Annotated in this window: 12 protein-coding genes and 1 riboswitch; of the genes, 6 read left to right on the forward strand and 6 right to left on the reverse strand. The window is 60.3% G+C overall.

The annotated features are described in order from the left end of the window. Positions 1 to 70: 70 nt before the first annotated feature. The 3 genes from ACR9ZN_RS04455 to iolD are packed head-to-tail and all read right to left on the reverse strand — an operon-like array spanning position 71 to position 3,687. Positions 71 to 889 (reverse strand): SDR family oxidoreductase, encoded by an 819-nt coding sequence (locus ACR9ZN_RS04455; RefSeq protein WP_454817545.1) that lies wholly within the window; start codon positions 887 to 889, stop codon positions 71 to 73. A gap of 4 nt (positions 890 to 893) precedes the next feature. Next, complete coding sequence (gene iolE / locus ACR9ZN_RS04460) at positions 894 to 1,793, reverse strand: myo-inosose-2 dehydratase (RefSeq protein WP_454817543.1); 900 nt, start codon at positions 1,791 to 1,793, stop codon at positions 894 to 896. A 49-nt stretch (positions 1,794 to 1,842) separates the two neighbouring features. Then, positions 1,843 to 3,687 carry a 3D-(3,5/4)-trihydroxycyclohexane-1,2-dione acylhydrolase (decyclizing) gene (iolD, locus tag ACR9ZN_RS04465; RefSeq protein WP_454817541.1) on the reverse strand — a complete coding sequence of 615 codons (1,845 nt, stop codon included), beginning with the start codon at positions 3,685 to 3,687 and terminating at the stop codon, positions 1,843 to 1,845. A 196-nt stretch (positions 3,688 to 3,883) separates the two neighbouring features. On the opposite strand from iolD, the gene ACR9ZN_RS04470 reads away from it, so the two are divergent. Next, positions 3,884 to 4,852, forward strand: coding sequence for a hydroxyacid dehydrogenase (locus ACR9ZN_RS04470; protein ID WP_481271477.1), 969 nt, complete (start codon positions 3,884 to 3,886; stop codon positions 4,850 to 4,852). Then, complete coding sequence (locus tag ACR9ZN_RS04475; protein WP_481271478.1) at positions 4,839 to 5,966, forward strand: Gfo/Idh/MocA family protein; 1,128 nt, start codon at positions 4,839 to 4,841, stop codon at positions 5,964 to 5,966. The genes ACR9ZN_RS04470 and ACR9ZN_RS04475 overlap by 14 nt, the downstream gene beginning before the upstream one ends. 323 nt (positions 5,967 to 6,289) lie before the next feature. On the opposite strand, the gene ACR9ZN_RS04480 is transcribed toward ACR9ZN_RS04475, so the two are convergent. Then, entirely contained in the window at positions 6,290 to 6,805 is a 516-nt protein-coding gene (locus ACR9ZN_RS04480) for a GAF domain-containing protein (RefSeq protein WP_441770549.1), read from the reverse strand. Between the two features lie 215 nt (positions 6,806 to 7,020). On the opposite strand from ACR9ZN_RS04480, the gene msuE reads away from it, so the two are divergent. The 3 genes from msuE to ACR9ZN_RS04495 all read left to right on the forward strand — a co-directional run bounded on the left by msuE (position 7,021) and on the right by ACR9ZN_RS04495 (position 10,309). Further along, a complete protein-coding gene (gene msuE / locus ACR9ZN_RS04485; protein WP_454817535.1) occupies positions 7,021 to 7,587 on the forward strand; it encodes an FMN reductase in 567 nt (188 codons plus the stop codon). 34 nt (positions 7,588 to 7,621) lie between these two features. Beyond that, the gene (sfnG, locus tag ACR9ZN_RS04490; protein ID WP_434960514.1) at positions 7,622 to 8,734 is read left to right on the forward strand and encodes a dimethylsulfone monooxygenase SfnG; all 1,113 of its coding nucleotides are present in this window, start codon (positions 7,622 to 7,624) and stop codon (positions 8,732 to 8,734) included. A 465-nt stretch (positions 8,735 to 9,199) separates the two neighbouring features. Next, positions 9,200 to 10,309 carry a calcium:cation antiporter gene (locus tag ACR9ZN_RS04495; protein WP_481271479.1) on the forward strand — a complete coding sequence of 370 codons (1,110 nt, stop codon included), beginning with the start codon at positions 9,200 to 9,202 and terminating at the stop codon, positions 10,307 to 10,309. A 427-nt stretch (positions 10,310 to 10,736) separates the two neighbouring features. Here ACR9ZN_RS04495 and ACR9ZN_RS04500 read toward each other — a convergent pair whose 3' ends face one another. Both ACR9ZN_RS04500 and ACR9ZN_RS04505 read right to left on the reverse strand, forming a co-directional pair. After that, positions 10,737 to 12,683 (reverse strand): TonB-dependent receptor plug domain-containing protein, encoded by a 1,947-nt coding sequence (locus ACR9ZN_RS04500; protein ID WP_481271480.1) that lies wholly within the window; start codon positions 12,681 to 12,683, stop codon positions 10,737 to 10,739. A gap of 112 nt (positions 12,684 to 12,795) precedes the next feature. Then, positions 12,796 to 12,992: riboswitch (cobalamin riboswitch) on the reverse strand. Between the two features lie 161 nt (positions 12,993 to 13,153). Beyond that, the gene (locus tag ACR9ZN_RS04505; RefSeq protein WP_434961343.1) at positions 13,154 to 13,618 is read right to left on the reverse strand and encodes a Ros/MucR family transcriptional regulator; all 465 of its coding nucleotides are present in this window, start codon (positions 13,616 to 13,618) and stop codon (positions 13,154 to 13,156) included. 1,018 nt (positions 13,619 to 14,636) lie between these two features. Here ACR9ZN_RS04505 and ACR9ZN_RS04510 point away from each other — a divergent pair. After that, on the forward strand, positions 14,637 to 16,094 hold the full coding sequence (locus tag ACR9ZN_RS04510) for a hypothetical protein (protein ID WP_481271481.1): 1,458 nt from the start codon (positions 14,637 to 14,639) through the stop codon (positions 16,092 to 16,094). The last annotated feature ends 109 nt before the right edge of the window (positions 16,095 to 16,203 follow it).

Raw genomic sequence — 16,203 nt, forward strand, 5'->3', positions numbered from 1 at the left:
CGGGTCTTGAAAAGAAGCAGCCCAAGACGGGCTGCTTCCAGTCGGGACAATGGATTTTTCCTGAAAGGCATCAGGCGAGCGCAAGCGCCTCGGTCGGTACCGGCATGGGGCCGGCCGAGCCGCCCCACACCGTCTGGTCGTAATTGACCACGGCACCCGTCATCAGGCCGGCATCATCGGATACGATGAAGTTGACAGTTCTTGCGGCCTCCTCCGGGTCGACCAGCCGTCCGAACGGCAGTGTGGCGGTAGCCTTGGCCTCCCAGTCCGGATCACCCGTGGCCGCGGCCTGCAGCTCCCGTTCATGGTCGGACGACATCCAGCCGACATTGAGCTGGTTCACCCGGATGCGATTCTTCATCACCGAAAACGCCGTGTTGCGGGTCAGCGTCGCCAGCGCGCCCTTGGAGGCGCAATAGGCATTGATGAAGGGCTGGCCGGTATGTTCGGAGATCGAGCCGATATTGCAGATCGATCCCGCGACGCCATCACGGACCATCAGCTTGATGGCTTCCTGCATCAGGAAATAGGGCCCGCGCACATTGGTGGCGAAGATGAGATCGAACAGTTCCGGTGAAGTATCGATGATCGTGCCGCGATCCGTGCAGGCAGCGGCGTTCACCAGGACATCCACGCGGCCATAGAGGCGGTCCGCTTCGGCGATGGCATGCCGGCATTCCCCGACATCGGCGACATCGGCCTTGACGAAATGAACGGGAACGCCGGTCTGCGACTTGATCCTGTCAGCCACGGCCTGACCCTTCGCGGCATTGCGTCCAAGCGTCACCAGGCCGGTGGCACCGGCGGCAGCAAGTTGCCGGGCGATCTCGGCACCCAGGCCCTGCGTCGAGCCGGTCACGACGCAGATCTTTCCATCCATGCGGTTCATGTCGTCAGTTCTCCACGGTATAGCCGGCTGCTGCCATCACGCGCAGCAGTTCCTTGTGTCCAGTCTTGGCCATCTGCAGCGGCGGGCTCTTGACGGGGTCCTGCTCCGCCTCGACCACGAACCAGCCCTCATAGCCGTAGGAAGCCAGGCGCTTCACGATGGCCTCGAAGTCGAGCGAGCCGTCACCGGGAACCGTGAAGGCTCCCTTCACCACCGCGTCGAGGAAACTCTCCTTGCCCCGATCGAGGCCATCAACCACCTCCGCCCGGATGTCCTTGGTATGGACATGCGAGATGCGGGCGTGATGCTTGTCGATTACCCGCAGGACATCGCCGCCCGCGAACGCCATGTGTCCCGCGTCATAGAGCAGCGGCAGGGCTTCGCCCGAGTGCTTCATCAGGAGGTCAAGCTCCGCCTCGGTCTCGATCGCCGCCGCCATGTGATGATGGTAGCTGATCGGCATCCCCTGCCCCGCGCACCATTCGGCGAAGGCCGTCATCTTGCGGCCATAGGCCTTGATCTCGTCCTCGCTCAGCCGCCGCTTGGTCGCGAGCGGCGCCGAGCGATCGCCCTGGATGGTACCGGCGGTCTCGCCATAGACGATGCAGGGAGCACCGACGGCCTTGAAGAGCGCCATCTGGGCAGCGACGCGCTCCTTCTCCCGCTCGAGGTCACCGTCGAGCAGCAGGCCTGAGAACCAGCCGCCGCATACGCTCACGCCGTGCTTGTTCAGCACAGGCTTGAGGTCGGCGGGATCCATCGGGAAGCGGCGGCCGGTCTCCATCCCGGTGAAGCCCGCCTCGCGGGCCTGGCGCAGGCACTCGTCGAGGGAGACGTCGTCACTCAGTTCCGGCAGGTCGTCGTTCCACCAGGCAATCGGCGCGATGCCAAGTCTCGCTTTCATAAGATTCTCCAACGCATGCGTAACAGTCAGTCAGCTTTGGGAACGCCCATCAGACGCCGACCCGCTGATGCTGGCGGCCAGCGATTTGGGCGTCATGCGCCTCGCGTACTTCCTTCCTCTCGCTGGTGGCCGGGACCCCGACATCCCACCAGGCATCGCCCGGCGTCCAGGTGAAGGCATCCGACACGAGGGTGATGACGGTGGTGCGGTCATTCGTCTTCGCCCATTCCACGGCCTGGCCGAGATCGGCCAGGCTCTCCACGCGCCGCGTCAGCGCCCCCATCGCCTCGGCGTGCTTGGCGAAGTCGACCGAGAAAGGCTCCTTCACGCGGCAATCCTTGATGAGATTGTTGAAGCCGGGCGTACCCTTGGCGTTCTGGAGGCGGTTGATGACAGCATAGCCGCCATTGTCGCAGACGATCAGAATGATCTTGTGGCCGCTCAGGACGGTCGAATAGACGTCCGAGTTCATCATCATGTAGGTGCCGTCGCCGATCATGACGATGGGCGTGCGTGTCGGATCGGCCATTGCGGCGCCCCAGCCCGCGGCGATCTCGTAGCCCATGCAGGAAAAGCCGAATTCGCAATCGAAGGTATTGGGATCCTTGACGCGCCAGTTCTTCATGACTTCGCCGGGCAATCCGCCGGCAGCGGTGATGAGCAGGTCCCTTGCGCCGGCCTTGGCATTCACCACGCCCACGACCTGGGCATAGGTCGGGATAGGATCATTGGTGGGTTTCTGGAAGCCGTCGAGCATGTCGTTCCATGTGGCGAATTCGGACACGCCCTTTGCCGTCCAGGCCTCCGGCGCCTTCCAGTCATCGAGCGCAGCTTCCAGTTCCTCGACGGTTTCGAGGGCGTCGCCCACCACCGCCAATGCGCGATGCTTGGTGGCATCCCAGCGCGCCGCGTTGATGGAGATGAACTTCGCCGCCGGGGAGAAGGCGGTCCACGAGCCGGTGGTGAAATCCATCAGCCGCGTGCCGACGGCGACGATGACATCGGCCTCACTGGCAAGCGCATTGGCGGATGTCGAGCCGACAATGCCGAGCGGCCCGACATGGGCGGGATGGTCATGCGTCACCGCCCCCTTGCCGGCAATGGTCTCGGCCAATGGAATGCCGCGCTTCTGCGCGAAATCAGCCAGGGCCTTTTCCGCGCCCGAATAGCGAACCCCACCACCGGAAATGATCAGGGGGCGCTTGGCCTGTCGCAGCATATTGACCGCCTCGCCGAGACGATCGCGATCGGGCCGGGCCCTCGGTATCCGGTGCATGACCGGCTCGAAGAACGCTTCCGGATAATCCCACGCCATCTCCTGCACGTCCTGCGGAAGCGCGATGAAAGCGGGCCCGCAATCGGCCGGATCCAGGAGCACGCCGACCGCCTGCGGCAGCGAGGAGATGATCTGCTCGGGATGCACGATGCGATCCCAATAGCGCGTCACCGCCTTGAAGGCGTCGTTGACGTTGATGGTCGGATCGCCGAAATGCTCCACCTGCTGCATGACCGGATCAGGTCGCCTGTTGATGAAGGTATCCCCTGAGAGCAGCAGCACGGGCAGGCGATTGGAATGGGCAACGCCGGCGGCCGTGACCATGTTCAGGGCGCCGGGCCCGATCGAGGTCGCCGCAACCATGATCTGGCGCCGGCGCTTGGCCTTGGCAAAGCCGATGGCGGCGAGCGCCATCGACTGCTCGTTCTGGCCTCGCCAGGTCGGCAGCGTGTCCTTGACGGCTTCCAGCGCCTCCGAAAGACAAGTGACGTTTCCATGCCCGAAGATAGCGAAAACGCCGGGAAAAAGAGGCACCTTCGCGCCATCCACGACTGTGAACTGGTTGCACAGGTAGCGCACCAGGGCCTGGGCCATGGTGAGACGAATGGTGGCGGACATCGTGTTCCTCCCTCGAAATTGCGATTTTTATACTGCTTACGAAATGATTATTGACAAAGCAAGATAATTGCAATCACCATTGCATCATTAGTCGAACAAGACGCAAAAGGCCGGTCTCTCACGGGCCAGCCCCGGTCCCGTGGCGGGCCGTGAGATGATCGAGACAGCCAGTCGTCAGAATTGGTCGGAGGAAACGATGCCGCATATACTCGTCGCGGGCAAACTGCATCCGAGCGGGATCACCCTTTTGCGGTCTGCAGCCGGCGTGACGTTCGACTATGTGGAAGAGGTCTCGGAGGCCAGCTATGCCCCTCTCATCTCGGCTGCGGACGGGTTGATCATTCGCACGCAGCCTCTCTCGGCCGCCACGGTCGCACATGCCGCCAGGCTCAGGATCGTTTCCCGGCACGGCGTCGGCTACGACGCCGTCGATCTGGCGTCATTGAACAGCAAGGGCATCGCTCTTTCGATCGTCGGCGACGTGAATTCGATATCGGTGGCCGAACACGCGATGATGTTGATGCTTGCTTGCGCCAAGCAGTTGCTGCGGGCGGATCGTTCCGTGCGGGAGGCCGGCTGGGCCTGGCGCAACCGGCTCGAGGCCACTGAACTTTTCGGCAAACGTCTCCTCATCATGGGGTTTGGCCGCACGGGGCGGCAACTTGCCAAGCTTGCCGCCGTCTTCGGCATGGAAGTGCGGGCATTCGACCCCTATCTCCAAAGTCTGGGCTGGCCTAAAGGCGCGGTTGCCTGCGTGAGCGACCTGAGGGCGGGGCTGGCTTGGGCTGACGCCATATCCGTGCACGTACCGAGAGGAGAACGCCCGGCAATCGGCGCGGACGAACTGGCGCTCATGAAACCGTCGGCAATCCTGGTCAACACGGCGCGAGGCGGCGTCGTCGACGAGGCTGCGCTGCTCGACGCGCTTCGCACGGGAAGGATCTCGGCCGCGGGTCTCGATGTCTTCGACGATGAGCCTCCCCTCGCCGATCATCCTCTGTTTGGGCTCGATCAGGTGATCCTGACACCGCATATCGCCGGCCTAACGGCCGAATGCGCCGAGCGGATGGCCATCTCATCGGTCCAGAATGTGCTGGATTTCTTTTCCGGCGCGATCGATCCCGCACTCGTCGTCAACAGAGAACATCTCAATGCCAGCTCATAAAAGGCAGCTCAGGATCGGCCTCATCGGCACGGGCTTCATGGGCAAAACCCACGTGTTCGGATTTACCGCCGCGCAGCGCGTCTTCGACCTTCCCTATGAACTCGTGCTGCATACTGTGGCGGATCGCACCGACGATCTGGCTGCCGAAGCAGCGCGGACGCTCGGCTTTGCGAAGTCATCCAGCAACTGGAGATCCCTCGTCGCCGATCCCGACATCGACGTGGTCGACATCACCGCCCCCAACGCTCTGCACAAGGAAATGGCGCTTGCCGCGCTGGCGGCCGGCAAGCACGTCTATTGCGAAAAACCTCTCGCGACCACCGCCGTGGATACGGCCCAAATGGCGCAAGCCGCGCAAGAGGCCGGCGTCTGTACCCAGGTCGGCTTCAATTATCTGTGCAACCCTCTGTTTTCACTCGCCCACGATATGATCCGCGGTGGCGAACTCGGCGAGATCCGCAGCTATCGGGGTATTCACGCCGAGGACTATATGGCCGATGCCGAAAGCCCCTTCACGTTCCGGCATGATCCGGCCGGCGGCGGGGCATTGGCGGATCTGGGCAGCCATGCCTTGGCGACGGCGGAGTTCCTCCTCGGGCCGATCGAACGCGTCCAGGGCGACAGCGCCACCGTGATCGCCAGCCGGCCTGATGGCAAGGGCGGGCGACGGCAGGTTGAGGTCGACGATTTAAGCAGAGCCTTCCTTCGGTTCGCCAATGGGGCTTCCGGCAGCCTGGAGGCAAGCTGGATCGCCACGGGCCGCAAGATGCAGCACGATTTCGAGGTCTATGGCACCAAGGGAGCGCTGGTGTTCACGCAAGAGCGCTTCAACGAGCTGAATTTCTACGATGCCGCAGACAAGCAGGGTCGGCGGGGTTTTCGCCGCATAGAGGCGGGCCCCGACCACACTCCTTACGGGTTGTTCTGCGTTGCCCCTGGCCATCAATTGGGCTTCAACGACCTCAAGGCCATCGAGATCGCCGGCTTCGTCAACGCCATCGCCGGCAGGCATCCCGAACCCTTTGGCTTCAGGTCGGGCCAGCGCATTCAGCAACTCGTGGAAGCAATCCAGAGGTCTGCCACCGAAGGCCGGTGGGTCGATACCGGCCCATGATCTTCGACGGAAAATGATCTTGGACGGAAAATGAACTTGGACGGAAAATGAACTCCGGCGGCAGTTCGAAGCCATATCGAGTTGACGGCAAAGCAAAAAACCCGACGCCAACAAGCGCCGGGTGAGATGGTCGTTAGGAGTATCATCCACGTGTACAGGACGCGGAGTTACGCCGGTCAGCGTATCGCGAATATCGGGCCGAACAACATATACGAAGGTTTACGGCTCTCCAGCCCATGAACCTCGCAGCTGTGCAAATATGTTTTGGCCGCGCTCTGTGATCACTCCCGGTCGGGAGATAGGACGCGATCTTTGATCGACCCTCACGGTAGCGTTATGGCTTGGTCCCATTCGCTTCCAGCAACATAGATCCCGGCGAGTTCCTCCATAGCCGCTTGGTCGGCGAGGTCGAAGCGCCCCGCGACCGGGCTGTCGAGATCCAGCACCCCCAAGATCCGGTCCCCCCGCATGAGGGGCACGACGAGTTCGGATCGGGAAGCCTCGTCGCAAGCGATGTGCCCCGCAAAAGCGTGCACATCCTCGACCAGAACCGATAGGCCGCGTTCGACGGCACTTCCGCAGACGCCGCGCCCGACGGCGATGCGCACACAGGCAGGCTTACCCTGGAATGGACCGACCACCAGCTCCCTTTCGGAGCGCAGGAAATAAAAGCCGGCCCAGTTGAGCTGAGGCACCATCTGAAAGATCAGGGCCGAGGTGTTGGCGGCATTTGCAATCGCGTCGCGCTCTCCATGCAGAAGGGCACGGAGCTGCGCGGCGAGATCATGATAGAAGTCCGACTTGTTGTCGCCTTGAATAGCCGTTGCCTGAAAGCTCATATCGATCGTTTCCCATATGTGCTAGTGAATCTGCCGGCCTGAGAGCGTGCGCCCCTACGGCCGAGCGAGGCCCGACCGACTTCTGATCACCGATACCGCAACAAAGGCAGGACGCCAGCGCCAAGCCTGCAAACGAGGTGATTCAAATAATTAATTGACAAAATCTATAGATTATAAATTCTTAATGACGCAACAAAGGGATCGAAATGTCTGGCTTGAAGATTGTCGGAATATCCGGAAGCGTGAGGCGGCCGTCCCGGACGACTGCCCTCGTCCAGAACATCCTGGACGGACTGGGGGATCTCGGTGCCGTTACCCTGCTGGAACTTGTCGACGAAGCACCGCATCTGTTCTCTTCGTTGACGGCTGCAACCCTCTCGGATCGTGCCGCCACGGTTGTCCAACGCGTAGAAAATGCAGACCTGCTGGTGGTCGGCTCGCCCGTCTATCGCGCTTCCTACACCGGCGCCCTCAAGCATCTTTTCGATCTCGTCGATTATCGGGCCCTGCGCGGCACGCCGGTCGTCCTCACCGCCACCGGCGGTACTCCTTTGCACGGCCTGATGACCGAGCACCAACTTCGACCGCTATTCGGCTTTTTCGGTGCCCGCACGATCTCGACCGCCGTCTACGCACTCGATGCCGACTTCGATGACTACGAGCTTACCAGCCAGGCCGTGCAGGAGCGGATCGATCGGGCTGTGGTCGAAGCCCGGCAACAACTCACCCTACCCGCGCCCGCCTCGCGCCCTGCCCCGATCCGTCTTTCGGTCAATGCCTGAACCTCTCCGCCCCTCCCAGATCCAGGATAAGCCAATGTCGTCCAACCCTTTGCCACGCGAGCGTGAACCACTGAAATTTGCCTATTGGGTTCCCAATGTGTCTGGCGGACTCGTGATCAGCAATATCGAGCAGCGCACGAGCTGGGACATCGATTACAATCGCAAGCTTGCCCAGATCGCCGAAAACAACGGCTTCGACTACGCGCTCAGCCAGATTCGCTTCACGGCGGGCTACGGCGCCGACAACCAGCACGAGCCCGTGACCTTCAGCCAGGCCCTGATCGCCTCGACCGAGCGCCTGAAGGTGATTGTAGCTCTCCTGCCGGGGCCGTGGAATCCGGCCGTCGCCGCCAAGCAGATTGCGACGATCAACAATATCTATGGCGGCCGCGTCGCGGTGAACGTGGTGAGCGGCTGGTTCCGAGGCGAGTTCACGGCCATAGGCGAACCCTGGCTTGACCATGACGAACGCTATCGCCGTTCGGAAGAATTCATCCGCGCCTTGCGCGGAATCTGGACCCAGGAGAACTTCACTTTCCGGGGCGATTTCTACCGTTTCACCGACTACAATCTCAAGCCCAAGCCGATCGATCCCCAGCCGGAAATCTTCCAGGGCGGCTCCTCGCGGGCGGCTCGTGATATGGCGGCCAGGGTCTCCGACTGGTATTTTACCAACGGCAACACGCCCGCCGAAATCAAGAAGCAGGTTGACGACATTCGCGCCAAGGCGGCCGCGAATGGCCATTCCGTCAAGGTCGGCGTCAACGCCTTCGCCATTGCCAGACAGACGGAGGAGGAAGCCAAATCCGTCCTGGCCGAAATCATCGCCAAGGCCAATCCTGATGCCGTGCACGGCTTCGCCCATGAGGTGAAAAACGCCGGCAAGGCCTCGCCCGAAGGCGAAGGCAATTGGGCCAAGTCCTCCTTCGAGGACCTCGTGCAGTATAATGACGGCTTCCGTTCCAATCTGATCGGCACGCCGCAACAGATCGCCGAGCGCGTCATCGCCCTCAAGGATGCGGGCGCTGACCTTATTCTCCTGGGCTTCCTGCACTTCCAGGAAGAGGTGGAATATTTCGGCAGGCACATCATCCCGCTGGTGCGTGAGCTGGAAGCCGAGCGGTCGCTGGCTGTCGCGGCCGAATAGTTCATCAGCCCGCGGCTGGCAGCCTCTCCTTCGGCGGCGTCACGACGCTCGCGCAGGTAAGCCTGCTTGTCCGCCCCCCTGAGATATTTGCCATCATCGGGCTTAACGGCGCAGGCAGGAATTCGCACATCAACGTCATCTATAGGCGGGACAGCAGCCGTAGACGTGACCTTGCGCCTGCACATTACGAAACTTGAAGATAGGAAGCCTATCCTCGACATCTGCCGCTACCTGTTCCATCGGCGGGACAATGCCTCCCAATCCTGAGAGCAGAAGAACGAAATGCTTGCCGGGATGCATCTCAGAAGAACCATGAGCAGCGCTTCCCCTCCAGCCCCGTTTTCGATGCCTCGTTGCAATTCCAGTATCCTCGTCTGATCGCAAAACGCTTCAGGCTCGATTTGCCGTGGAGCGATTGACGGGCCATTCTCCGACATCCCGTTGGACATCCGAGGTCTCCCCTTCATGCCGATCCTGATTCTCCGCCTCGTCACCGCATGGGCCAGCGTCGCCGCTTTCCATTTCCTGGCGGACCCGCTTTTGGGTCACCTCGACACGCCACTTGTCGCAGTGGCGGTCTTCCTGTGGCTCCTGGCTGTGATCATGTGGACCGCCTTCGGCGTCGTGCACGAGGCGGAGGTGCTGGCACATCGTCTCGGCGAGCCCTACGGCACATTGATCCTAACGCTCGCGATCGTCATCATCGAGGTCGCGCTGATCTCCGCCGTGATGCTGGGCGCCAAAGGAGCCCCGACCCTCGGGCGCGACACGATGTTCGCGGTGCTGATGATCGTTCTCAACGGGGTAGTCGGGCTTGGTCTTCTACTCGGGGGCATGAAGCATTTCGCCCAGCGCTACAATCTGAAGGGCGCGGCATCCTATCTTGCGATCATCATTCCGCTGGCCGTCATCCCCCTGATCTTGCCGAATTTCACCACCTCCGTCAGCGACGGCTCCCTGACGCGCTTCCAGGCGATCAGTTTCTCGATCTTCACGCTCATGCTCTATGGCGCCTTCCTGGTGCTTCAGACCGGCCGCCACGCCGAGTTCTACCGCGAGCCGTCTGCGGAAACCGCTCCAGTACAAGAGGAGGACACGGGGATCGAGGAGGCAGCCGACGACGGCCCGATCGTGCCCCATCTTCTCCTGCTTTTGCTGAACATCCTGCCGATCGTTCTGCTGGCGAAAAGCCTGGCAAAAGTGCTCGACTTCGGCATCGCCCGCCTGGGCGCCCCGACAGCGCTCGGCGGCATTCTGATCGCCATGATCGTGTTTACACCCGAATGCATCACGGCTTTGCGGGCCATTACGGCCAATCAGCTACAGCGGGCCATCAATCTATGTCTCGGTGCGGCGGCCTCGACTCTGGGCCTCACCGTGCCGGCCATCCTCGTGATCGGTCTCCTGACCGGACAGAATGTGGTGCTCGGGCTTTCAGCGACCAACATGATATTGCTGGCGATGACGCTGGTGCTTTCGACGCTCACCTTCACAGGCACCAGAACGACGATGCTTGAGGGCGCGGTGCATCTTGGCGTGTTCTTCGTCTTCCTGGTTCTGGTCTTCAGCCCGTAAGAGGCATGGCCCGCCTGTCTCTTGCACAAGCCGACCCGCCAACGGCCAGGCGATGGCGAGCATATCTGCAGTCGTGGCGGAAGCGCTCCTCTTCTGTCATGACGAAATAAGGCCTCCAGGCGCCTGTCCATCTCACGGATGATAGCTTCTCCCCTGTCCGGCTCTCCGACGAGCCTGGCGACCTGGCGGATCTGTCCGCGCACGCCCTCGAGACCCTGCAGGACATCGGACTCAGCGACATTCATGCCCACACGATGCAGCAGCAGAAGTTCATCCGTACACGTGTTGATGGAGACGACGCGTTTGGGTGGTGGAGACGCAGACACCGGAGTCTCGGCGCTGGCTTGTCCGATACCAGACATCGCGAGGACCAGGCAGGCCACCAGAAGGTGGGCGCTGCTCTGGTCGAGACCCCGAGATCGGGGCATCAAAACGCCCGCACCCGAACACCGCCATAGACCCCGAGGCCCGGCTGAAGAAAACCAATTGGTTCCTGATAGCGACGGTCGAACAGGTTATCGACGCGCGTGTAGAGATTGATCTTGTCGTTCAGATCATAGTCGGCGGCGAGGTTCACCGTCGTGTAGCTGGGAGTTCGCATGCGTCGGATCGAGAAATCACGGTTACCATCGACCCAGGAACCGACGAAGAGCAACGTGGCGGAGAGGTGGAGCTGGTCGATCGGCGACCAGTTCGCCTGCAGGCTGACCTTGTGCCGCGGTCGCCTCAGCAATTCCTGGTTCTCGTCCTCGTCCTTGGCGATGGTGAAGGTGTAGTCCGCCCTCAGATCGAGCTGATCGTTCACCTTCCAGGCGATGAAGGACTCGTTGCCATGCGTTTCGGCCCTGCCGATGTTGATATTGGTGGTGAAATCGGCATTGGCCATGATGAGGTTCTTGATCTTGTTGTAAAAATACATCGATCCAACCCGAACCTCGCCATCGAACAAGGGCTGTTCGAAACCGACATCATAGCCGGTGCTCTCTTCCGGCTTGAGGTCGGGATTGGCGTAGAAACCAAAGGCTGGAAAACTCTGATAGAGCTGGCTCAAGGTCGGTGCCTTGAAGCCCGTGCCGACGCTGGCCTTCAGTTGGGTTCCGGTCTGATCGAAGGTGTAGGTCGGGGCGATGCGATAGGTGAAGTGACCGCCGAAACTATCGTAATGGTCATAGCGAATGTTGGACGCCACGGTGAAGCCCTTGAAGAGGTTTGCTTCCACCTGGGCATAGGCTGCGTTGTCGACATCCGAAGCCTTGAGATTTCCCAGATCCAGGCTGAAGCGCTCGTGCTCGACGCCGAGCAGCACCTTGTAATTGTCGCTGAGGGCAATCTCCTGCCTCAGGTCAAACTTCAGCCGTTCGCCGGTTGCCGCGCTCGGCGCCGTGAAGGTCACCGGCGGATAGACGTTCCGGCTCCATAGATTGCTGTAGGAAACGCCGAATATGGTTCGGTAGCGATTATCGAGCGAATGCCAGATACCCTCGGCACGCGTGAACAATTGATGGTTCGACAGCCAGGTGCGTGAAGGGTTGGGCGCGCAAAAGCACGCTCCATAGCCGTCGCTGGTGAAACCGAGCTTGGAGTTGGTGTAGCGGGCAATGACGTTGACGGAGAAATTATCCGTCAGATCGGCACCGACCCGGCCGGAATAGGTGTAATTGTCATAGTAGTTGGGGCGCGCGACGGTGCCGGATACGAGAAGTTCCCAGGGCGTGACCGGTGTGTCCGTCGAACGAAAATGCTCGATACCGAAGGTGTAGTTGAAAATCGAAGCCGAGCCGCTCACTCCCGCGCGTTGATTGAACGTGCCATGTGATCCGCCTTCGACACTGGCCGTCAGCTTGGGGGCGCCTGAGCCTTTCTTCATGGTGATCGAGATGACGCCTCCGATGGCGTCGGCGCCATAGAGTCCGCCTTGCGGTCCACGCAGAATTTCGATGCGCTCAATGTCACCGGTCAGCAATTGGCCAAGATCGGCGGCAGCATTGGGAACGGCAGGATTGGAAACATCGATGCCGTCGATGAGCACCTTGACATGGTTGGAATTGGTTCCGCGCATGAAGATGGAGGTCTGGGTGCCCGGGCCGCCTGACTGCACGAGATTGAGGCCGGGCACGGCGCTCAGTACGTCGTTGACGGTGCGCCGTTGCTGTTTGGCGATGTCATCTGCCGTGATTACCGTGACCGAACTGCCTATCTGACTGGCAGGTGTCAGCGTCAGCGTGGCAGAATTGACATAGACCGGATCCAGTTCGATCGGCTCGGGCGGTGTTCCCGTACTCTGCGCCAGAGCATGCGTCGCCAGAATGCAGGACGTCCCAACGATGCCGGCTGTCAAAACCGCGCGTTGCAGGCGTGAAATAGTCGAGTCCATGAAGACCTCAAGCAGGATAGCCAATGGCCGTCACTGCGATTGAAGTCCCTCCCGCTGTCCCATAAGGACATGTGGATCGACCACCATTGAGGACCCCCGCCCAATGTTACCGCGCGTGACCATTGTGACGGCAGGTCTCCTGGCTCACGGGTCGTCGTACGCCTCGTCGCCTTCCCGGGCCTGATCCCAGTGGCATGTAACGAAGGACTCACCGCCTACAGTTGCGGGGGCAGCCACGGTTCGAAATGATTTCTCACTTCTCCGCGTTCCCTATTATCCCCGAGGGGAACCGTCGACGTGACGCTAGGGTGACAGGGTCGCAACTGTCAAGCACTGGAAATCCCGTCCTGTGCAATCCTGGACGATTTCAGGGAAAGCTTGTGCTCCATCTACCTGGTTTGGATCGTACTCGCCGGCCCTGCTGGAGCCGGCGAGAATCGGGATCGTCGTTGGACCGAGGTGACGAGCGTCTATGACGCCTTTTTCCTTCTGCCCTTGCTTGGGGCGGGAGGCGGCGGTGGCTCGCTCTTGGCTTTCTGGCGCACTTGGCCAAGGCCGAGTTCCCTTGCGAGGCGAGAGCGATGAGCCGAATAGTTTGGTGCAACCATGGGGTAGTCGCTGGGTAGCCGCCACTTTTCCCGATACTGCACCGGCGTCAGGTCATAGGCTGTTCGCAGATGCCGCGTCAGCGATTTGAATTTGCGACCGTCTTCCAAACAGATCAGATGATCCGGGGTGACGGACTTCCTGATCGGAACGGCAGGCGTCAGCGGTCTGTCTGCTTCAACCGGCTTTGGACTATTCAGACCAGTAAGGCTTCCATGCACCGAACGGATCAGATCCGCGAGGGAAGCTGTGGCGACCTGATTGTTGGCTACATAGGCGGAGACGATGTCGGCGGTCAGGTCGAGCAAACTCGTGTCTTCTTCAAGCATGTTCAATCACTTTCTTGTTGTGTTGATATCGAAGTGAGTGACGTTTTTCTTTATGAGCGCAGCATTGTGGACCCGATCGCTGCGCCATCTTGGATTCTCAGGCAATTGTGGGCCAGTGTAAAGGACGCTCCGTAAACAATCGAAGTCCTCGCCACCACTATTTTGAGTTTTCTCGGATTTTGCTGCCACCAGCGGTTCTCTTTGAACAAATCCAGATAAAGGAGGGTCGTCTGAGAGCATTCGATTTACATCGGCCCGTTCTCGAACGAAGATCAATCTCCTCAAGACAGACAACCTGCCGCGCCCATCCGCCAGGGTTCATGCCAGCAACGTTCCTACCTTTGGAGAAGCCCACGGTCGCAACCTCGCGCAAGAGGCACCCTGGCAGAAACGGCGGCGTTCGTGTGCAATGACTTGCATACACTCCCGAAGCGTGGCGTGGTTGGAGCGAGTGTTATGCATCGGATCATCATGCGGCGGCAGCGCAACCGACGGCTTCACATGCCCGCCGGTCGCTCATTCCCTGGGTTCGACCGGATGTGCTGACGGCTTTCCGCGCGACAGGGGGCGTCACCATTTCTTTCCCACCAGATCCCTCCGCGACATTGTCGAACATCACATGCGCTAGCATCGGTTTGAGTTCTGCGTTCTCATTCCTTCATCTGCCTAGCCAGCGATACATTCATGCCGCCGTATTGCGCCTTCCACTTGTAAAATGCTGGCGTCACCGATCCCATGATTCCGGCAGGGCGCCGAGATGGTGACACAGCGGATACTGTATCGTCGGCGAGCATCTCTGTCGTTGTGGCGCTCCCATACAGAATCTGGCCTACACCGCATCCCTTGTTTCAGACGATATGCATGCTCCATCAAAGCTGGGATCAAAGATCCAGGATAATCCAATCTTGATCCCTATCCTGCATTGCTATTGGCCGCACCTTCCAGCATCGATAAAATTCACCGAATGCTACGCCAATCGACTATATTTCCCGCAACACCTTTCGGCCAATAAAGACCGATGAGAATAGCAACCATCCACGACATTTTTCGTTCCAGCGTGCTCGGCATGCCGGAAGCCGATCCCGTCATTGGCCACTGGTTCTACAATCGGTTCCTTCAGATTTTGCGACCACTTCGCGTCGAGGTCGAGCGTGTCTCGATCCTGGCGGATGGCGGCCCCACCCTGCTCGAGGATCTCGCAGCACGGCATGGTTGGCCGCGGGACAAAAGTGGCTGGGCGCATGTCTTTTCCCACCCTGACGTCAGCAACCTGATCATGCCGACACTTGCCCGGCTTCGAGCCTTTGATCTGGTGCTGGGCTTCGAGATGCCTCCCAATCTCATACGTGGTCTGCATGCACACGGACAAAGACTGATCGATATCTCGATTGATCCCATCCGCTTCTGTGAGGATTTGTTCTTGCGAATGCGCAGCAACGATCCCGTGCTCCAGACGTTGCTTGCCGAACAATCCGTTCCGTCAAAACAGATTGCTGCCGGCGCAGCAGACCTTAGAGCCCGAATTCAGCCGCTCCCTGCCCAGCCGGAGGCAATCGTGTTCGCAGGACAAGTTCCCGATGACAGCAGCCTGATTGCCGGGAGCCGCATTCAAAGCGCAACGCCTTTTGCCCATCGATTGAACGAGATCGCTGCCGGACGCCAAATTCTGCTAAAGCCGCATCCCTATGCTCCTGGCAATCCCGATCTTGCGACGCTGCATCGCGCCTTGCCCAGAAGCCGCTTTACGCGCGACAACATCTACGCCTTGATGACGGCTCCCTGGCTTGGGGCAGTCGTCACTCTTTCATCAAGTGTCGCGACAGAAGCCATGTATTTCGACAAGCCCGCCAGCCGGCTGATCGACCCCGATGTGGAGTTTGTCGAACCCGGCGTGGTTGGCCCGTTTCAGCGCATCGATGGCAGGGCTTCGAGCGCTCCCTTCTGGGGGGACCTGCTCGATCAAGCCGTTCAAACGCCAAGTCTTCCTTCCCCAGGTCTCCCGGTGCGTCGTCTATTCGGGGCGAACTGGGGGCTTCCGCCGCCCGCGACGGCCACTGCCCTCTCGCCGCTCTCGCGAGGCGAAGCAACGACGAATATCCAACCCTATTGCGTGTTCGGCTGGAGCGGAACAGAACCGGATGGCGTCTGGAGCGACGGCATATTGGCTGTTCTTCAGGTACCTGCCTGCAATGACGGGACGGCATCGACACTGGTTCTGACACTCAGCGCCTTTGTACCGGATGCGGATCACCCACAGGAACTGGTTATTTCTTCACAACCCGTCGGCCTCACCGAGAAAATTGTATTGGCAAACGCCGAAACGTGCGAATTGCAGATTGCCCTCCCACCGGCTCCGGCAGGTTCGATACTGGAAATTTCGATCGGCATGGACACCGCGATTAGTCCCAACACGCTCGGCATCAATTCGGACGAACGCCGCCTTGGTATAAAGCTGCATCGAATGGAGCTCATCTAAGACCTGCCGTAACATGCCACTGAGTTGTCAGGCGTCGGCTGCTATTTCAGCCGGTGCCACACCAGACTGGGTATTGGTGTCCCGTCCTTTTCAGGCCGTCGCGGTTAGC

The sequence above is a fragment of the Labrys sp. HAY1-8F genome (assembly GCF_056754975.1).